The sequence below is a fragment of the Pseudactinotalea suaedae genome (genome assembly GCF_009733815.1).
In the GTDB taxonomy this organism is placed as follows: Bacteria; Actinomycetota; Actinomycetes; order Actinomycetales; family Beutenbergiaceae; genus Pseudactinotalea; species Pseudactinotalea suaedae.
This window is the reverse complement of record NZ_WNXY01000007.1, coordinates 96,763-115,388: the sequence shown is the minus strand read 5'-3', so window position 1 is coordinate 115,388 and position 18,626 is coordinate 96,763. Positions and strand designations below refer to the sequence as shown.

19 protein-coding genes are annotated in these 18,626 nt (G+C 71.6%); 16 read left to right on the top strand and 3 right to left on the bottom strand.

The window, feature by feature from the left end:
• Nucleotides 1-36: 36 nt before the first annotated feature.
• The 5 genes from GPA04_RS12170 (at nucleotide 37) to GPA04_RS12150 (ending at nucleotide 4,183) form a co-directional block, all read left to right on the top strand.
• The gene (locus tag GPA04_RS12170) at nucleotides 37-408 is read left to right on the top strand and encodes a VOC family protein (protein ID WP_156224410.1); all 372 of its coding nucleotides are present in this window, start codon (nucleotides 37-39) and stop codon (nucleotides 406-408) included.
• 162 nt (nucleotides 409-570) lie between these two features.
• A complete protein-coding gene (gene gatC, locus GPA04_RS12165; protein ID WP_156224408.1) occupies nucleotides 571-870 on the top strand; it encodes an Asp-tRNA(Asn)/Glu-tRNA(Gln) amidotransferase subunit GatC in 300 nt (99 codons plus the stop codon).
• On the top strand, nucleotides 870-2,393 hold the full coding sequence (gatA, locus tag GPA04_RS12160; protein WP_156224406.1) for an Asp-tRNA(Asn)/Glu-tRNA(Gln) amidotransferase subunit GatA: 1,524 nt from the start codon (nucleotides 870-872) through the stop codon (nucleotides 2,391-2,393). The genes gatC and gatA overlap by 1 nt, the downstream gene beginning before the upstream one ends.
• A complete protein-coding gene (gatB, locus tag GPA04_RS12155; RefSeq protein WP_156224404.1) occupies nucleotides 2,390-3,892 on the top strand; it encodes an Asp-tRNA(Asn)/Glu-tRNA(Gln) amidotransferase subunit GatB in 1,503 nt (500 codons plus the stop codon). Before gatA ends, gatB begins: the two co-directional genes overlap by 4 nt.
• Nucleotides 3,893-3,946: 54 nt before the next feature.
• Nucleotides 3,947-4,183: a hypothetical protein gene (locus GPA04_RS12150; RefSeq protein WP_156224402.1), complete on the top strand. Its 237-nt coding sequence runs from the start codon at nucleotides 3,947-3,949 to the stop codon at nucleotides 4,181-4,183.
• Here the strand turns inward: GPA04_RS12150 and GPA04_RS12145 are convergent.
• Nucleotides 4,168-5,388: a PQQ-binding-like beta-propeller repeat protein gene (locus tag GPA04_RS12145; protein WP_156224400.1), complete on the bottom strand. Its 1,221-nt coding sequence runs from the start codon at nucleotides 5,386-5,388 to the stop codon at nucleotides 4,168-4,170. The genes GPA04_RS12150 and GPA04_RS12145 overlap by 16 nt on opposite strands.
• Nucleotides 5,389-5,416: 28 nt before the next feature.
• On the opposite strand from GPA04_RS12145, the gene GPA04_RS12140 reads away from it, so the two are divergent.
• On the top strand, nucleotides 5,417-5,665 hold the full coding sequence (locus tag GPA04_RS12140; protein WP_156224399.1) for a hypothetical protein: 249 nt from the start codon (nucleotides 5,417-5,419) through the stop codon (nucleotides 5,663-5,665).
• Nucleotides 5,666-5,864: 199 nt separating this feature from the next.
• Here the strand turns inward: GPA04_RS12140 and GPA04_RS12135 are convergent, their stop codons facing one another.
• Nucleotides 5,865-6,374: a PaaI family thioesterase gene (locus tag GPA04_RS12135; RefSeq protein WP_156224397.1), complete on the bottom strand. Its 510-nt coding sequence runs from the start codon at nucleotides 6,372-6,374 to the stop codon at nucleotides 5,865-5,867.
• A 33-nt stretch (nucleotides 6,375-6,407) separates the two neighbouring features.
• Here GPA04_RS12135 and GPA04_RS12130 point away from each other — a divergent pair, with 33 nt between their 5' ends.
• The 5 genes from GPA04_RS12130 to pucL all read left to right on the top strand — a co-directional run bounded on the left by GPA04_RS12130 (nucleotide 6,408) and on the right by pucL (nucleotide 11,668).
• On the top strand, nucleotides 6,408-8,159 hold the full coding sequence (locus GPA04_RS12130) for an alpha-amylase family glycosyl hydrolase (protein WP_156224395.1): 1,752 nt from the start codon (nucleotides 6,408-6,410) through the stop codon (nucleotides 8,157-8,159).
• 55 nt (nucleotides 8,160-8,214) lie between these two features.
• Complete coding sequence (aceB, locus tag GPA04_RS12125; protein ID WP_156224393.1) at nucleotides 8,215-9,801, top strand: malate synthase A; 1,587 nt, start codon at nucleotides 8,215-8,217, stop codon at nucleotides 9,799-9,801.
• Between the two features lie 68 nt (nucleotides 9,802-9,869).
• Entirely contained in the window at nucleotides 9,870-10,367 is a 498-nt protein-coding gene (gene uraD, locus GPA04_RS12120) for a 2-oxo-4-hydroxy-4-carboxy-5-ureidoimidazoline decarboxylase (RefSeq protein WP_156224391.1), read from the top strand.
• Complete coding sequence (gene uraH, locus GPA04_RS12115; RefSeq protein WP_156224389.1) at nucleotides 10,364-10,717, top strand: hydroxyisourate hydrolase; 354 nt, start codon at nucleotides 10,364-10,366, stop codon at nucleotides 10,715-10,717. Before uraD ends, uraH begins: the two co-directional genes overlap by 4 nt.
• Before the next feature lie 3 nt (nucleotides 10,718-10,720).
• Complete coding sequence (pucL, locus tag GPA04_RS12110) at nucleotides 10,721-11,668, top strand: factor-independent urate hydroxylase (protein ID WP_241680760.1); 948 nt, start codon at nucleotides 10,721-10,723, stop codon at nucleotides 11,666-11,668.
• Between the two features lie 20 nt (nucleotides 11,669-11,688).
• Here the strand turns inward: pucL and GPA04_RS12105 are convergent, their stop codons facing one another.
• Nucleotides 11,689-12,447: an IclR family transcriptional regulator gene (locus tag GPA04_RS12105; RefSeq protein ID WP_156224387.1), complete on the bottom strand. Its 759-nt coding sequence runs from the start codon at nucleotides 12,445-12,447 to the stop codon at nucleotides 11,689-11,691.
• A 173-nt stretch (nucleotides 12,448-12,620) separates the two neighbouring features.
• Here GPA04_RS12105 and GPA04_RS12100 point away from each other — a divergent pair, with 173 nt between their 5' ends.
• The 5 genes from GPA04_RS12100 to GPA04_RS12080 are packed head-to-tail and all read left to right on the top strand — an operon-like array spanning nucleotide 12,621 to nucleotide 18,622.
• Complete coding sequence (locus GPA04_RS12100) at nucleotides 12,621-14,066, top strand: NAD-dependent malic enzyme (protein ID WP_156224650.1); 1,446 nt, start codon at nucleotides 12,621-12,623, stop codon at nucleotides 14,064-14,066.
• On the top strand, nucleotides 14,063-15,310 hold the full coding sequence (locus GPA04_RS12095; protein WP_156224385.1) for a DUF6986 family protein: 1,248 nt from the start codon (nucleotides 14,063-14,065) through the stop codon (nucleotides 15,308-15,310). The genes GPA04_RS12100 and GPA04_RS12095 overlap by 4 nt, the downstream gene beginning before the upstream one ends.
• Nucleotides 15,307-16,470: a glycerate kinase gene (locus GPA04_RS12090; RefSeq protein ID WP_156224383.1), complete on the top strand. Its 1,164-nt coding sequence runs from the start codon at nucleotides 15,307-15,309 to the stop codon at nucleotides 16,468-16,470. Before GPA04_RS12095 ends, GPA04_RS12090 begins: the two co-directional genes overlap by 4 nt.
• Nucleotides 16,467-17,813 (top strand): allantoinase AllB, encoded by a 1,347-nt coding sequence (gene allB / locus GPA04_RS12085; RefSeq protein WP_156224381.1) that lies wholly within the window; start codon nucleotides 16,467-16,469, stop codon nucleotides 17,811-17,813. Before GPA04_RS12090 ends, allB begins: the two co-directional genes overlap by 4 nt.
• Complete coding sequence (locus tag GPA04_RS12080) at nucleotides 17,810-18,622, top strand: bifunctional allantoicase/(S)-ureidoglycine aminohydrolase (RefSeq protein WP_156224379.1); 813 nt, start codon at nucleotides 17,810-17,812, stop codon at nucleotides 18,620-18,622. Before allB ends, GPA04_RS12080 begins: the two co-directional genes overlap by 4 nt.
• Nucleotides 18,623-18,626: the final 4 nt, after the last annotated feature.

Here is an 18,626-nt window from a genome sequence, read left to right as displayed (position 1 = left end):
GTGCGACGATGATCACATCCGACGAACGGAGCAACGATGCCTCACGGTGACATCACCCACGTCGAGATCCCCGTCACCGACACCGCCCGCGCGACCGCGTTCTACGGTGCGCTGTTCGGCTGGTCGATCGAGGAGCTCCCCGGCTTCGAGGGCTACCCCATGTGGCGGGCGCCCAACCAGATCAGCGGCGGCGCCCTCATCCAGCGCGACGAGGCCCTGACCCAGCCGCGGTCCTACGTGGAGGTCGACTCGATCGACGAGGCGCTCGCCAGGGTCGCCGACAACGGCGGCGAGATCGTCGACCCGAAGACCCCGATCAGCGAGACCAGCTGGTCGGCAAGCTTCCGCGACCCCGACGGCAACCACATCGGGATCTACGAGACCACCGCTTCCGGCAGCGGCGGCTGACCAGGCCGTCCTCGACCTCGGACATCCACGGCGAACACACATCGCGCGGTGCGATCTCGCCGTCGGGGACCGATCTCGGTCACCGGGGCGGCGCGTCCCCACGGGGTCAGGCCCCGGGGACGGGGGACGAGCGGGTCGGCGAACCCTCATAGACTCGCCACCATGTCCACGATCGACTCTGCCGAGGTGCTCCGGCTGGCCGCACTGGCCCGGATCGACCTCTCCGAGGCCGAGGTGACGCGACTGGCCGGCGAGCTGGACGTGATCGTCCAGGCCGTCGCGACCGTCAGCGAGGTCGCCGGCCCCGACGTGCCCGCCACGAGCCACCCCATCCCGCTCAGCAACGTCTTCCGCGAGGACGTGCCGGGCGCCACGCTGGACCGCGAGGCGATCATGTCGCAGGCGCCCGAGGCGCTCGACGACAAGTTCGCGGTGCCGCAGATCCTGGGGGAAGAGGCCTGATGGGCGATCACGCAGACCTGCTCCGGCTCTCCGCCGCCGATCTCGCCGCCGCGCTCACCGCGGGCGAGGTCAGCAGCGTCGAGGCCACCCGGGCGCACCTCGACCGGATCAGCGCGGTCGACGACGACGTGCATGCGTTCCTGCACGTCAACAGCGAGGAGGCGCTCGCCAGCGCGGGCGCCGTGGACGACGCCCGGTCGGCGGGGGAGACGCTCCACCCGCTCGCGGGCGTGCCGATCGCCGTCAAGGACGTCGTCGTCACGAAGGGCCAGGTCACCACGGCCGGCTCGAAGATGCTCGAGAACTGGGTGCCGCCGTACGACGCGACGTTGGTCACCCGGCTGCGCGAGGCCGGCCTGCCGATCCTCGGCAAGACCAACATGGACGAGTTCGCCATGGGCTCGAGCACTGAGCACTCCGCGTACGGGCCCACGCGCAACCCGTGGGACCTCGGCCGCATCCCCGGCGGCTCGGGCGGTGGCTCCGCAGCAGCGGTGGCCGCGTTCGAGGCGCCGCTGGCGATCGGGACCGACACCGGCGGCTCGATCCGGCAGCCCGCCGCCGTGACCGGCACGGTCGGCGTCAAACCCACCTACGGCAGCGTCTCCCGCTACGGGCTGATCGCCCTCGCGTCCAGCCTCGACCAGGCCGGCCCGTGCAGCCGCACCGTCCTCGACGCGGCGCTGCTCCACGACGTCATCGGCGGCCACGACCCCCGGGACTCGACCTCGCTGCCCGAGGCTGCGCCGTCGTACGCCGAGGCGGCCCGCCAGGGCGCGACCGGTGACCTGTCCGGGATCCGCGTCGGCGTGGTCACCGAGCTGGGAGGCGAGGGTTACGAGCCCGGCGTGCGCGCGTCCTTCCAGGCCGCGCTCGCCGCCCTGACGGCGGCCGGTGCCGACATCGTCGAGGTGTCCTGCCCGAGCTTCTCGGCGGCGCTCGCGGCCTACTACCTGATCCTGCCCTCGGAGGCCTCGAGCAACCTCGCGAAGTTCGACGGCATGCGGTACGGGCTGCGGGTCGAACCCGGTGACGGCCCCGCCACCGCCGAGCGCGTCATGGCCGCGACCCGCGGCGCCGGGTTCGGCGACGAGGTCAAGCGCCGCATCATCCTCGGCACCTACGCGCTGTCCGCGGGCTACTACGACGCCTACTACGGCAGCGCCCAGAAGGTCCGCACGCTGATCCAGCGTGACTTCGCCGCCGCCTTCGAGCAGGCCGACGTGCTGGTCTCGCCGACCGCGCCCACCACCGCGTTCCCGTTCGGCGCCAAGCTCGACGACCCGCTCGCGATGTACCTCAACGACGTCGCCACGATCCCGGCGAACCTCGCGGGCGTGCCGGGGATGTCGCTCCCGAGCGGGCTCTCCGACGACGGCCTGCCGGTCGGGTTCCAGCTCCTCGCCCCGGCGCGGCAGGACGCCCGCCTGTACACGGTGGGCGCCGCGCTGGAGACGCTGCTGCTCGACGACTGGGGCGCGCCGCTGCTGAGCAGGGCGCCGGAGCTGGAGGTGAAGGCATGAGCGTCACCTACGAGGACGCGATCACGCGTTACGACCCGGTGCTGGGCATCGAGGTCCACGTCGAGCTCGGCACCAGGACCAAGATGTTCGACGACGCCCCCTCGCCTGCGGGCGGGACGGAGCCGGAGCACGCGAACCAGCTGGTCACGCCCGTCTCGCTGGGGCTGCCCGGCGCGCTGCCGGTGGTCAACGGCACGGCCGTGGAGTACGCCATCCGGATCGGTCTGGCGCTCAACTGCGAGATCGCGCGGAGCTGCCGGTTCGCGCGGAAGAACTACTTCTACCCCGACATCCCGAAGAACTTCCAGACCTCCCAGTACGACGAGCCGATCGCCTACGAGGGCTACCTCGACGTCGAGCTCGCCGACGGCACGGTTTTCCGCGTCGAGATCGAGCGCGCCCACATGGAGGAGGACGCCGGCAAGAACACCCACGTCGGCGGCGCGGACGGGCGGATCCATGGTGCGTCCCACTCGCTGGTCGACTACAACCGCGCCGGCGTCCCGCTGGTCGAGATCGTCACCAAGCCGATCACCGGCGTCGGCGACCGGGCACCCGAGGTGGCGCGCGCCTACGTGCAGACCCTGCGCGACATCTTCCGGGCGCTCGAGGTCTCCGAGGCGCGCATGGAGCGCGGCAACGTCCGGGCCGACGTCAACGTGTCGCTGCGGCCCACGCCGGACTCGCCGCTGGGCACCCGCACGGAGACCAAGAACGTGAACTCATTCCGGTCGATCGAGCGCACCGTGCGCTTCGAGATCGCCCGCCAGGCGGGGATCCTCGACGGTGGCGGCTCGGTCCTGCAGGAGACGCGCCACTTCCACGAGGACGACGGCTCGACCTCGCCCGGCCGGGTGAAGTCCGACGCCGAGGACTACCGGTACTTCCCCGAGCCGGACCTCGTCCCGGTGGCGCCCTCGCGCGAGTGGGTCGAGGAGATCCGCGCGACCCTTCCAGAGCTCCCGGCCGCGCGCCGTCGCCGGTTGCAGGGCGAGTGGGGCTACGCCGACGCCGAGATGCGCGACGTGGTCAACGCGGGGGCGGTCGAGCTGATCGAGGCCACCGTGACCGCGGGGGCCAGCCCGGCGGCCGCACGCAAGTGGTGGATGGGCGAGCTCGCCCGCACCGCGAAGAGCCAGGACGTCTCGCTCGAGGAGCTGCCGGTCACCCCGGCGGCGATCGGTGAGCTGCAGTCCCTCGTCGACTCCGGTCGCATCAACGACAAGCTCGCGCGGCAGGTGCTGGAGGGCGTGCTGGCAGGGGAGGGGAGCCCCGAGGAGGTGCTCACCGCCCGCGGCCTGGAGATCGTCTCCGACGACGGCCCGCTGCTGGAGGTCATCGACGCGACGCTCGCGGCGCAGCCGGACATCGTGGCGAAGATCAAGGGCGGCAACCTTGGACCGATCGGCGCGATCATCGGCGCGGTGATGAAGGCGACCCGTGGGCAGGCCGACGCCGGGCGCGTGCGTGAGCTCGTCATGGAGCGTGTGCAGGACTGATTCCGGTCCGCCGTGTTATTTCTGGCGGTCTCAGGACATGTCAGAGGTATGGGCGTGCGCAACGACGGCACGGGCGGCCGGTGGTCGTCCCCGTTCGTGGTGCGCGCGCTCGCGCTGGTCGTCGCGCTGGCGATCGCCGCTGCCGGCTTCGTCGCGGCCGCCGTGGCGCTCGAGGGTGGCAGCACCGAGCTGCCGGTCGAGCACGGGCTCGATCAGCCCGGGCCGGGTCACGACGTCGACCCGGTGCGCGGACTGGTGACCGGTGCGGGTCCCGGTCAGGGCAGCGCGTAGCGGAGCAGCTCGGTGATCCGGAGGCCGACGAGCGCCTCGTCGATGACCATGACGTCGTAGGGCAGGAATCCTCGTCTCCAGAGCTCGTCGCCGGTGGCGAGGTCGAAGCCCCAGGAGCTCTCGCCGTCGATCACGAGCACCTCGCCGATCACCCCGCCCCCTGCGATGTTGAGGTACTCGTCCCGGATCGGCGCGGACCACAGCACGGTGGTCAACCCGGTGTCGAGCAGGTTGATCGAGTCCTCGGTGAGGACGAACGGGTGCTCGGTGTCGCCGAGGAAGTTGAAGGACCCCTCGGGGCTGCCCATGTCCACGGCAGCGGCGTGCTCGCCCGTGAGCGGGTCCACCGCCGAGACGGTGCCGTCCCAGTTGTCCACGATCATGACCGGGGCGATCCGCTGGTACTGGTCCACGAGGTAGTAGTCCTGCCAGTCCTCGCGCCACAGCTCGGTGCCGTCGGGCGCACGGCCGACCGCCTCGTCCTCGCCCTGACACATCCAGGCCTCAGGGGTCACCGCGACGCCCCGGCACTCATGCACGGCGGCGCCCTCGACGCCGGCCTGCACGGTGCCGACGTAGGGTCCGAGGGACAGGATCACCGAGGACGCGTATGCCGCCGTGTCGACGTCGAGCCACTCGACCTCGTAGTCGCCCAGCTCGATCTGCTCGGTCCACAGCGTGCGGCCCTGCAGGTCGAGCCCAGCCAGCTCGGCGGTGATCGAGAGCGTGACCCAACCCTCGCCGCCCATCGGGACCAGGAGAACGGGGACGCGGGTCAGGTCGGTCGGGACGGGGTCGCCGACCACCTCACCGGTCTCGGCGGTCAGGGTGAGCAGCTGGAACTGGCTCCCGCCGTCGCGCGTGAGGCAGAGGATGCTGTCGGGATCGGTGCTGGTGCAGCGGCCCTCGGGCATCGGGGTGCTCCAGTGCACCTCGCCGGTATCCGGCTCGACCGAGACCAGCGTGGCCTCCAGCGTCCCCGGCTCCACCATGGTGACCCAGCCGTTCGAGGTCGACAGGATCGTTCCCGGCACCGTCCCGTCGGCGCTGTCGAAGCTGCCGTGGTCGCCGAAGTCGTAGGAGCTGAGGCTCCACTCGGCCTCCAGCTCGGGTGCGCCGCCACCGCCGAACGGGCTCCCGCCGCCGGAGTCGTCGCTCGCGCCCGCGACGAGACCGATCGCGACCGCGACGCCCACGACGACCACGGCGGCGATGGCGCTGAAGGAGAAGCCCGTGGCTGCGCGGGATCGCCGGCCGGTGCGGATCCGTCTGCGCGCCGCGCCGCCCGGCGCGGAGGCGCTCGGCGGCCTCGGAGGAGAGCTGACCGGAGGACTGGCCGCCGGGGTGGCGGCGGGCGTGCTCGTGGTCCTCGGCGGTCCCGCAGGAATCGCGCTCGACGGCGTCCCCCAGGCGGGTGGGCCGCTCGGGTCCCGGCGTGGTCCCGTTCCGGCGCCGCTGGGCCTCGCCGGGGTGAGGATGTAGGCCGCGTAGGGGTTCGGGGCGGACCAGCTCGTCGACTCCGTGCTGCTGCTGCCCGCACCGGGGTAGTTGGTGCCGATCTCCGTGAACCTCGCTTCAGGGGGTGGCCGGAACGCTGCCGGCCGGGGGCCTGTCCCTGACAGCCGTTGCCACCAGTCAGCCAGCCGTCCCACGAATCGAGCGTAATCCAGCGCGCAGGGTCCTAGGTTCGCGGGTCGAACACCAGCAGGCTGCTGGAGGCCGTCGCCACGAGGGTGCCGTCCATGCCGGCCAGGGTCGCCTCGGCGAAGGCCACGCGCGAGCCTGGCTTGGTGACCACGCCGGTCGCGACCAGCCGCGTGCCGGCCTGCAGCGGGCGCAGGTAGCTGACCTTGATCTCGATCGAGGTGTACGCCTTGCCGGCGGGGAGCGTCGAGTGCACCGCACAGCCGCACACGGTGTCGAGCATCGTCGCGGCGAAACCACCGTGGACCATCCCGATCGGGTTGTAGTGCGAGGGGTCCGGTGTGCCGCCGAAGCTCACCCGCCCCTCCTCGACGCTCTCGATGTCCATGTTCATCAGCACGGCGATCGGAGGTGGCGGCACGGTACCGTCGGCCATCCCACGGAGAAACTCCAGGCCGCTCAGCGTCATGCCGAGCCTGGCGGTGGCCAGCGGGTCGGTGAACTCGATCGTGCGGGTCTCCGTCGGACCGGTGGGCTTCTCGTCCATGCACGCATCATGCCGCGTGAGTAGCGTGACGACATGAACGACCCCTCACGACCGCTCGGTGCGACGGTCGGCCCGGCCGGCACCACGTTCCGGCTCTGGGCGCCGCACGCCAGCGCGGTCGCCGTCATCGGGGACTTCAACGGCTGGGATGCCTCCGTCCACCCGATGGCCCGAGGTGAGGGAGACATCTGGGAGGCGGTGGTCGAGGGCGTCGGTGCCCGCGCCGAGTACAAGTACGCGCTGGACACGGCGGTGGGCCGGCTGCAGCGCATCGACCCTTACGCGCGCGCCGTCACGAACTCGGTCGGCAACGGCCTCGTCTGGGACCCGGAGGCCTTCGACTGGCAGGGTGACGACTTCCGGTGCCCGCCCGCGCACCAGCTCGTCGTCTACGAGACGCACATCGGCAGCTTCGTGGCGAGCGAGGGCGAGCCCGGTGACTTCTCCGACGTGGTGGGCCGCCTCGACTACCTGCACACGCTCGGCGTCAACGCCATCGAGCTGATGCCGGTGGCCGAGTTCGCCGGTGACTACTCGTGGGGCTACAACCCCGCGCACATCTTCGCCGTCGAGTCCTCCTACGGCGGGCCCGACGCGTTCAAGAGACTGGTCCGGGAGGCGCACCGGCACGGCATCGCGGTGATCCTCGACGTCGTCTACAACCATCTCGGGCCCAGCGACCTGTCGGTCTGGCAGCTCGACGGCTGGTCCGAGAACGGCAAGGGCGGCATCTACTTCTACAACGACCACCGAAGCAGCACGCCCTGGGGAGAGACCCGCCCCGACTACGGCCGCCCCGAGGTGCGTCGATTTCTCGTCGACAACGCACTGTCCTGGCTGCGGGAGTTCCACGTCGACGGGCTGCGGCTCGACATGACCCTGTACATGCGCCGGATCGAGGCGCACGGGGGTGACATCGACGAGGGCTGGAGCATGATGCGCGAGATCGCGGACGCGGTCCGCGCCGAGCGGCCCGACGCCATCACGATCGCCGAGGACCTGCAGTCCGACCCGGCGATCACCGCATCCGACGGCGCTCGCCTGCAGTCCCAGTGGGATGCGCGGTTCGTGCACCCGATCCGCCAGGCGATCATCGCGATGGACGACGGCGCCCGCTCGCTCCCGGCCGTGGTCGCGGCGGTCACGGCGCGAGACCACGACGACGCCTTCACCCGCGTCATCTACACCGAGTCGCACGACGAGGTCGCGAACGGCAAGGCACGCGTGCCCTCGGAGATCGAGCCCGCGAACCCCACCGGGTGGCCGGCTCAGAAGCGCGCCACCCTCGGCGCGGTCCTGGTGCTCACGTCGCCCGGCATCCCGATGCTGTTCCAGGGCCAGGAGTTCCTCGAGGGTGAGTGGTTCCGGGACACCGTGCCGCTCGACTGGGAGCGCGCCGAGAGCCTGCGCGACCTCGTGCGGCTCTATCGCGACCTGATCGAGCTCCGGCGCAACCTCGGCGGGGACTCGGCCGGGTTGTCGGGTCAGCGCACCGACGTCCTTCATGCCGATGACCACACCAAGCTGCTCGCGTACGCGCGCGTCGCCGATGCCGACGTCGCGGTGGTGGTGGCCAACCTGTCGGTCGAGCCGCGCAGGGCGCGCATCAGGTTCCCGGCGGCGGGCGCATGGCGGCTGCGCTTCAACTCCGACGCCGGCACCTACTCGGCGCTGTTCACCGACCACCCGAGCGCGGACGTCGACGCCCGGGTCAGGAAGGGGCAGCCGCACCCGCAGGCCGAGATCACGATCGGCCCCTACGCCGCGCTGGTCTACACGCGCTGAGCCGCTACGATGTGGAAACCATCTACCACATCGTGGAAACTCGACGAGGAGCGACATGGACACGCCCGCCGGCATCACTCTTACAGCACCGCTGCCCGAGCGTGCCGAGGAGGTCCTCACCCCCAGCGCGCTCGAGCTGGTCGCGCGCCTGCACCGGGAGCTGAACGCGAGCCGCCGGGAACGGCTGGCCGCGCGCGCGCAGGTCGTGGCGAACATCGCGGCGGGCGGCACGCTCGACTTCCTGCCGGAGACCGCGGGCATACGTGGGGACGAGGGGTGGCGTGTCGTCCCGCCGGCGCCCGGACTGGTCGACCGCCGCGTGGAGATCACCGGTCCCACCGACCGCAAGATGACGATCAACGCCCTCAACTCCGGCGCCAGGGTGTGGCTGGCGGACCTCGAGGACGCCAGCACGCCGCGATGGGCGTCCGTGATCGGCGGCCAGCTCAACCTGCTGGACGCCGTCAACCGCACGATCGATCACACCGCCGAGAACGGCAAGAGCTACGCGCTGCGCGACGACGCCGAGCTGGCCACCATCGTCGTGCGACCCCGCGGCTGGCACATGGAGGAGAAGCACATCGAGGTCGACGGCGAACCCACCTCGGGCGCGCTGGTGGACTTCGCGCTGTACGTCTCGACGGCGGGGCTGGCGCAGATCGCGAAGGGTCTCGGCCCGTACTTCTACCTGCCCAAGATGGAGCACCACCTCGAGGCACGGCTCTGGAACGAGGCGTTCGTGATCGCCTCCGAGCACCTCGGCTTCCCCCGCGGCACCATCCGCGCCACCTGCCTGATCGAGACGATCCCCGCCGCGTTCCAGATGGAGGAGATCCTGTACGAGCTGTGCGAGCACTCCGCCGGGCTCAACGCCGGGCGCTGGGACTACCTGTTCTCGATCGTCAAGACCTTCCGCAGCCGCGGCGCGGAGTTCCTGCTGCCGGACCGCAACGCGATCACGATGACGGCGCCCTTCATGCGCGCCTACACCGAGCTGTTGGTGCGTACCTGCCACAGGCGCGGCGCGCACGCGATCGGCGGGATGGCGGCCTTCATCCCGAGCAAGGACGAGGCGGCCAACGCCGCGGCGTTCGAGAAGGTCACGGCGGACAAGTCGCGCGAGGCCGGCGACGGCTTCGACGGGTCGTGGGTGGCGCACCCGGGCATGGTGACCACGTGCCGCGAGGTGTTCGATCGCGTCCTCGGCGACCGCCCGAACCAGCTCGACAACCTCCGTGAGAACGTGCAGGTCTCCGCCGATCAGCTGCTCGACATCGCCTCCGCCGGTGGCGAGGTCACCGAGGCGGGCCTGCGGAGCAACGTCGACGTCGCCCTGCAGTACCTGCGCGCCTGGCTCGGCGGCCTCGGCGCCGTGGCGATCCACGACCTGATGGAGGACGCCGCCACCGCGGAGATCTCGCGCTCGCAGACCTGGCAGTGGTTGCGGGGCGGCATCGTGATGAGCGACACCGGCCGCACGGTCACCAAGGACCTGGTGCAGCAGATCGTCGAGGAGGTCGTGCAGACCCTGCCGGGCGAGCCGAGCGACTACGACGTGGCCAAGGAGCTGTTCCTCGAGGTCGCGGTCTCGGACGAGTACGTCGACTTCCTCACGACACCCGCCTACGCGCGGATGGACTAGCGGTCGCGAAGGCCCGATGATCGACCCAGAGCGGGTCCACGTCGAGGCCCCGAACGGAAGGTTCAGCAGTGCTGCTGGAGGAGTTCAACACGGCGCCGGCGGAGGCGGCAGCCCGGCTCGTGCGGGCGTGTGCCGACGTCGAGCGCTGGGTGCAGGAGGTCGTGACCGGACGGCCGTACCGCAGCGTCGAGGAGCTGGTCGCGGCGGCGGAACGGGCGGCCGACCCGTGGACGGAGCCCGAGATCGACGCCGCGCTCGCGCGCCATCCCCGGATCGGAGAGCGGCCGAGCGGTGACGGGTCCGAGGCCCGGCTGTCTCGGCGCGAGCAGGCCGCCGTGGCCGATGCCGATGCCGACGTGCAGGACCGGATCGCCGCCGGCAACCGCGCCTACGAGGACCGGTTCGGCCACGTCTTCCTCATCCGCGCTGCGGGCCGGACACCCGGGGAGATCCTCGAGCAGCTGCAGCAGCGTCTGCTCAACACACCGGCGCGCGAGCGCGCGCTCGCCGCCGGCAACCTGCGCGAGATCGCCGCAGGACGACTGAGAGAGATGGTGAGCGCATGACCAGCGCACCGGAGCGGTCCTTCGTCACGACCCATGTGCTCGACTCGGCCGTCGGCGCCCCGGCCGCCGGGGTCGGTGTGGTCCTGGAGGGTCGAGAGGGTGCCGGCTGGGTCGAGATCGCCGTCGGGACCACGGACGAGAACGGGCGCATCGAGGCGCTCGGCCCCGCTCGGTTGGCGAGCGGGACCTACCGGCTGACCTTCGCCGTCGGGCCCTACTACGCCTCACGCGGTACCGCGACGTTCTACCCCGAGGTGAGCGTGATGTGTCAGATCGACGGCCGACAGCCGCACTACCACGTGCCGTTGCTGCTGAGCCCGTTCGCCTACTCCACCTACCGAGGGAGCTGACCCGTGTCCACCGACCCTGCAGCGCCGACACCTCCCTACGAGATCACCAGCGACGTCGCGGAGCTGGGGTTCAACCAGTACGGCAAGTCCGAGATCCGCCTCGTGCACGTCGAACGGGACGGCGCACGCCACGAGCTCACCGACGTCAACGTCTCCTCGCAGCTGCGCGGCGACTTCGCACGCGTGCACACCCACGGCGACAACGCGGCCTGCGTGGCGACCGACAGCCAGAAGAACACGGTGTTCTCGCTCGCGCGCGAGGGTGTCGGCGCTCCCGAGGCGTTCGCGACCAGGCTCGCCGACCACTTCACCGGCACCTACGACTGGGTCACCGGCGGCCGTTGGGAGGTCGAGCAGCTCGCGTGGAACCGGATCGTCACCGAGAACGGACCGCACGACCACGCGTTCGTGCGTGCGGGCAAGGAGGTGCGCCGCACGGTCGTGCAGCGTGACGGCGACGACCTGTTCGTGGTCTCCGGCGTCACCGACCTGACCGTGCTGAAGTCCTCCGGCTCGGAGTTCGTGGGGTTCGTGGACGACACCTACCGCACCCTCGCCGACGCGACCGACCGGATCATGGCCACCGACATCACGGCCTGGTGGAGCTACGACCCGGCTCGCGCGCGGGAGGTCGACTTCGACGCGGTCTACGACTCGGTGCGCCAGATCATCCTGAGCCGGTTCGCCGAGCTCCACTCGCTGGCGCTGCAGCAGACCCTGTGGGCGATGGCGGTCACGGTGATCGAGACCCACGCGGATATCACCGAGATCCGGCTCTCCTGCCCCAACAACCACCACGTCGTCGTCGACCTGAGCCCGTTCGGCCAGGACAACCCCAACGTGGTGTTCTTCGCCGCGGATCGGCCCTACGGCAAGATCGAGGCCTCGGTGACGCGCAAGGGCGTCCCGAGCGAGCCGCGGGCCTGGAGCACGGTGCCGGCGTTCGCATGAGGCTGCCCTCGGAACGCGGCTCAGGCCTGCAGGAGCGCGGAGCCGATCTCGGCGGCGCGACGCTGCAGCAGCGGCACCGCGCGCTCGCCGAAGGCGTCGGTCACCCGCGAGTCCGGGCCCGAGACCGACAGCGCGCTGGGCGTCGGCGCGCCCGGGACGGCGACGGCGTAGCACCGCACGCCGATCTCCTGCTCACCCTCGTCGATGGCGTAGCCACGCTCGCGGATGGTGGCGAGCTCGGCCAGCAGGGCCTCGAGGTCGGTGATGCTGTGCTCGGTGGCCGCAGGCATGCCGACGCGGCGCACGATCTCACGGACCGCGCTCTCGTCGAGCTGGGCGAGCACGGCCTTGCCGACGCCGGTGCAGTGCATGAACACCCGACGTCCCACCTCGGTGAACATCCGCATCGACTGGCGCGAGGAGGCCTGCGCGATGTAGACGACCATGTCGCGGTCGATCATCGCGAGGTTGGCGCTCTCGCCGAGCTCGTCGGCGATCTCGGCGAGGTGGGGGCGGGCATCGGCTCCCAGCTGGCGGCCGGCGCTCTCGCCCAGCCGGATCAGGCGCGGTCCGAGGGCGTATCGCCGGCTCGGCAGCTGACGCACGTAGCCGAGCTGCACCAGCGTGCGCATCAGGCGATGGATCGTGGGCAGCGGCAGCCCGGTCTGGCCGGCGAGCTCGCTGAGCGCGGACTCGCCGCCGGCATCAGCCAGCAGCTCGAGGAGCTCGGCAGCCCGCTCGACCGACTGGACCGAGCCGCTACGTGGGCTGTCGCTCATCGTCACCTTCCTGGTTCCGTAGTATGGAAACGATACTCCATATCGCGAAAGTTGCGCGAGGATGGCCTGCGCGTGGGCGCGTCCGTGCCGCAACGTCCGGAGCCAGCACTGGCGCCGTGATACCAACCATGAGCAGTCCCATGACCGTGCACCCGACGTCCGAGGCGGAACCGATGGCGATCCCCAGCCCCAGCTACTCGATCACGATCCGTGTGGAGTCTCCCACGGGGCCCCGGACGACCACGGCGCTCGTCTCGGCGGTGGGCGACACCGGTGCGGCGGTCACCGGTATCGACGTCGTCGAGTCGACCGACAGCGGCATGGTCGTCGACGTCTCGGCGAACGCGCGCGACGAGGCGCACGTCGAGGAGATGCGGCAGCGGATCTCCTCGATGGCGGGGTTCAACGTCAGATACATCTCCGACGCGACCTTCCTCATGCACCTCGGCGGCAAGCTCGAGGTCAAGCCCAAGGTCAACCTGCGCCACCGTGACGACCTCTCGCGTGCGTACACACCCGGCGTCGCCCGGGTGTGCCTCGCGATCGCCGCGCGCCCCGAGGACGCCCGCCGGCTGACGATCAAGCGCAACACCGTCGCGGTGGTCACCGACGGCACCGCGGTGCTGGGGCTCGGCGACATCGGTCCCGCCGCCGCGATGCCGGTGATGGAGGGCAAGGCCGCGCTGTTCAAGCAGTTCGGCGGCGTCGACGCCTGGCCGGTGGCCCTGGACACCAAGGACACCGAGGAGATCATCATGATCGTCAAGGCGATCGCGCCCGCCTACGGCGGTGTCAACCTCGAGGACATCTCCGCGCCGCGCTGCTTCGAGATCGAGCGGAGGCTGCGGGCCGAGCTGGACATCCCGGTGTTCCACGACGACCAGCACGGCACCGCGATCGTGGTGCTCGCGGCGCTGATCAACGCGCTCAAGGTGGTCGGCAAACGGCTCGAGGACGTGCACATCGTGGTCTCGGGCGTCGGGGCCGCGGGGTCGGCCATCATCCGGCTGCTGCTCAAGCAGGGCGCACGGGACATCGTCGGCTACGACATCAACGGGGCCGTGAGCGCCAGCAAGGTGGCGCCGGACGAGAACTGGGGGTGGATCGCCCAGCACACCAACCTCGGGCACGTCGACGGCTCGCTGCGCGAGGGGCTGGCGGGCGCCGACGTGTTCATCGGGGTCTCCGCGGCCAACATCCTCGGGGGCGCGGACATCGCCACGATGGCCGACGACGCGATCGTGTTCGCGCTCGCCAACCCCACGCCCGAGGTCGACCCGCTGGAGGCTGCCGAGCACGCCGCGGTCGTGGCCACCGGCCGCAGCGACTACCCGAACCAGATCAACAACGTGCTGGCCTTCCCGGGCATCTTCCGCGGGCTGCTGGACGCGCGAGCGGTCAGCATCTCCGACGACGTGCTGCGGGTGGCGGCGCTCGCGATCGCCGAGGTCGTCAGCGACGCCGAGCGGAACGCCAACTTCATCGTGCCGAGCGTGTTCGACACCGAGGTCGCGGAGGCGGTGGCGCGTGCGGTTGTCGAGGTGGTCCGCGCCGAGCGTGAGGCCTCGGGCGAGGAGCAGCCGACGACGGCCGCGCTGCCGCTCGGGCTCGGCCGGTGACGGCTCTCTCCGACGCGCTCGCGCAGGTCACGAGCCTGCTCGCCGAGCCGGACGCCGAGCTGGCGCGTCGCTATCCCGGGGCGCCGGTCACGCGGCAGCCGATCCACTCGGTCTACGTGCCGGCGACCGCGTTCGACGACGCCACGATCGTCTCGTGGGGGAGCGCGGCGCTGGAGTCGCTCACCGCGGCGGGTGGTGCCCGCGCCCTGCTGGACGTGCACGGCCTGCTGCCCGCCGGCGCCGAGCGGGACCGGGTGGCCGAGCTGGTGGTGGCGAAGCTGCAGCGCGAGCCGATCGAGGATCTCCGGATCGACCTCGAGGACGGCCTGGGCGACATCGGCGACGCCGCCGAGGACGCGGCGGTGGACGCGGCCGTGGCCTCGCTGGGTCGGCTGCAGCACCGCGGCGAGCTGCCGCCGTTCGTGGGGATCCGCTTCAAGTGCCTCGAGGCGGCCACGCGCCGGCGCGGGCTGCGCTCGCTGGAGCGGTTCGTCCGCGGTCTCCACTCGGGTGCCGGGCTGCCCCAGGGGCTGGTGCTGACGTTGCCGAAGGTGACGTCGGTGGCGCAGGTCGAGGCGATGGTGCTCGTGCTCGAGGCGCTTGAGCACGAGCTGCGGCTGGCGGCGGGGGCGTTGACGTTCGAGATCCAGGTCGAGACGCCGCAGGCGATCCTCGGCCCGGACGGCGTCTCGTTGCTGCCCCGGATGATCACCGCAGGTCGAGGCCGGGTCACCGGGATGCCGTACGGGGCCTACGACTACTCGGCGTCGCTGGGCCTGGCACCGGGGGACCAGAGCATGGAGCACCCGGCGGCCGATCACGCGAAGGCGGTGATGCAGGTCGCCGTCGCCGGCACCGCGGTGCGAGTGTCCGACGGCTCGACCAACCGGGTCCCGGTCGGCGAGCAGGCTGCGGTCGACGCCGCGTGGGCGCTGCACGGTCGGCTCGTCACCCGGTCCTTGCACCGGGGGTTCTACCAGGGCTGGGACCTGCACCCGGCCCAGCTGCCGAGCCGGTTCGCCGCGACGTATGCGTTCTTCCGCACCGGGCTCGCCGACATCACGCGGCGGCTCGAGAGCTACCTCGCCCGCGGTGAGGGCGATGTCATGGACGAGCCCGCCACCGCTCGTGCCATGGCCTCGTTCCTCGTGCGCGGGCTCGACTGCGGTGCGGTGGCAGCGGAGGAGATCCCGTTCGACGCGGACGAGCTGCGCGCCATGCTCGTGCTGCCGACGCCCGCATGAGCGCCTCGACGTCCCACGTCGTCGTCGCACCCGACAAGTTCAAGGGCTCGCTCAGCGCGGCCGAGGTGGCGGCCCACCTGGCGACCGGGCTGCGGCGCGGCCGTCCCGGCATCGAGGTGCGTGAGATCCCGCTCGCCGACGGCGGTGAGGGCACGGTCGACGCCGCCGTCGCGGCGGGCGGGCGCGTGCGTGAGGTCACGGTGACCGGACCGCTCGGCTCGCCCGTCGACGCCCGCTACGCCCTCCTGGAGGGTCCTGGAGGCCCGACGGCGGTCCTCGAGATGGCACTCGCGTCGGGGCTGGCGCACACCCACGCCGATGACGACGCGGCCCGCGGCTCGACGTCCTTCGGCACCGGCGAGCTCGTCGCCGACGCCCTGGACGCCGGTGCCCGCCGCATCGTGCTCGGCGTCGGTGGCAGCGCCTCGACCGACGGCGGCGCGGGTCTGATCGCTGCGCTCGGCGCCCGCCTGCTGGACCGCGACGGCGCACCGCTGCCCAACGGCGGTGACGCCCTGCGCCGGCTGGACCACGTCGACCTCTCGGGCCTGGACCGCAGGATCGAGGACGTCGAGGTGGTGCTGGCCGCCGACGTCACGAACCCGTTGCTGGGACCCGACGGTGCGGCCGCGGTCTACGGCCCGCAGAAGGGGGCCGACGCGCAGGCGGTCGCCGACCTGGAGACGGGGCTGACCCGATGGGTCGAGGTGTTGGCGTGCGTCGGCGTCGCGGATGCACGCGCCGCCGCCGACCGCCCGGGAGCGGGTGCGGCCGGGGGCGTCGGCTATGCCGCGCTCGCCCTCATGGGTGCGCACCGCCGTCGAGGGATCGATGTGGTCCTCGACCTGGTCCGGTTCCGGGAGCTCGTCGAGGGTGCCGCGCTGGTGATCACCGGCGAGGGCTCGCTCGACGAGCAGACGCTGTTCGGCAAGACGCCCGTCGGCGTCGCCGCGGCCGCCGGCGAGGCGGGCGTGCGCACGATCGCTGTCGCCGGTCGCACCACGCTGACCAGGGCAGCGCTCGCCGAGCACGGGATCGTGGACCGGTACGTCCTCACCGAGATCGAGGCCGACGTGGCGGTCTGCATCACCGAGGCGGGCCGGCTGCTGGAGGATGTGGGGGCACGCATCGTCGCGGACCATCTCCAGGAGCTGTCATGACCGACCGCCTCGACCTCGTGGTGCGCGGCGAGCGGGTCCTGACGGGTGACCGGTTCCAGCCGTGCGAGGTCGGTGCTCGAGCCGGCAGGATCGAGGTGATCGCGCCGCTCGGTACCGCGCTCGCGGGGGACCGGGTGGTCGAGCTCGCCGCCGACGAGGTGCTGCTCCCCGGCCTCGTCGACACCCATGTGCACGTCAACGAACCCGGACGCACCGACTGGGAGGGCTTCGAGACCGCCACCCGGGCCGCCGCGCGCGGCGGCGTCACCACGCTCGTCGACATGCCTCTCAACTCGATCCCGCCCACGGTCTCGGTGGCGGCCCTGCGGGAGAAGGTCGCGGCGACCGAGGGCAAGCGGCACGTCGACGTCGGGTTCTGGGGTGGTGCCACCCCCGAGAGCCTCGGCGAGCTGCGCAGCCTGCACGACGCCGGTGTGATGGGCTTCAAGTGCTTCCTGCTCCATTCCGGCGTCGAGGAGTTCGGTCACCTGGACGGTGACGGCCTCGAGCATGCCCTCCGCGAGCTCGCCGGCTACGACGCGCTCATGGTGGTGCACGCCGAGGACGCCGAGGCCATCGACCAGGCACCGCCCGCCGCGGGGGCCGGTTACGACGGGTTCCTCCGCTCCCGACCCCGCGCCGCCGAGAACCGTGCGATCGCGGAGGTGATCGAGCGTGCGCGACGGACGGGTGCGCGCGTGCACGTGCTGCACCTGTCCTCCGCGGAGGCGTTGCCGATGATCGCCTCCGCCAGGCGCGACGGCGTCCGGATCACGGTCGAGACCTGCCCGCACTACCTCGCGCTCGCGGCCGAGGACGTCCCGGACGGCGCGACCGCCTTCAAGTGCTGCCCGCCGATCCGTGAGGCGAGCAACCGGGAGCTGCTGTGGCAGGGGTTGCAGGACGGCACGATCGACTGCGTCGTCAGCGACCACTCACCCTCGACGATCGATCTCAAGAACCTCGAGACCGGCGACTTCGGGACGGCGTGGGGCGGTGTGGCCTCCCTGCAGCTCGGGCTGTCGATCGTGTGGACCGCGGCCCGCGAGAGGGGCATCGACCTCGCCGAGGTGGTGCGATGGATGTCGACCGCGCCGGCCGCTCTGGTGGGGCTGGGAGCCAAGGGCGCCATCGCCGTCGGGCGCGACGCCGATCTCGTGGTGCTCGCGCCCGACGAGGCGTTCGTGGTCGACCCGGCGGCGCTCGAGCACCGCAACGCGATCACGCCCTACGCGGGCGCCACGCTGTGGGGCGTGGTGCGGCGCACGGTGCTGGCGGGCGTCGAGATCGACGTCGCGTTCGACCGACCGGCAGGCCGGCTGATCTGGAGAGGTGCGTCATGAGCTACCACGTCCCGCGCGGCGGCTTGCCGCCCCAGACCGTGCTGACCACCGACCGTGCGGTCTTCACCGAGGCCTACGCGGTGCTGCCCGGGCGCACGATGAGCGACATCACGGCGAGCCTGCTGCCGCACTGGGACGCGACCCGGCTCTGGGTGCTCGCTCGCCCGCTCACCGGGTTCGCGGAGACGTTCTCGCAGTACGTCGTCGCGGTGTCACCGGGCGGTGGCAGCAACCGGCCCGAGAGCGACCGCCGCGCCGAGGGGGTCCTGTTCGTGCTCGACGGCGAGATCTCGCTGGAGCTGTTCGGCTCGCGGCATGCCCTGGTGCCCGGGAGCTATGTGTACCTCGCGCCGGGTGCGTCGTGGACGATCCGCAATCCCTCGGCCGCCACGGCCACGTTCCAGTGGATCCGCAAGGCCTACCAGGTGGTCGAGGGGATCGAGGCGCCGACCTCGTTCGTCACCCACGAGCGCGAGGTCGACGCCGTCGAGATGCCCGGGACGAACGGCGCCTGGGCCACCCAGCGGTTCGTCGACCCGGCCGAGATCCGCCACGACATGCACGTCAACATCGTCACGTTCCAGCCCGGGGGAGCGATCACCTTCCCCGAGACCCACGTCATGGAGCACGGGATCTACGTGCTCGAGGGCAAGGCGGTCTACCTGCTGAACACCGACTGGGTGGAGGTGCAGGCGGGGGACTTCCTGTGGCTGCGCGCCTTCTGCCCTCAGGCCTGCTACGCGGGCGGTCCTGGGCCGTTCCGGTACCTGCTGTACAAGGACGTCAACCGTCATGCGGACCTGTGGTGAGGCG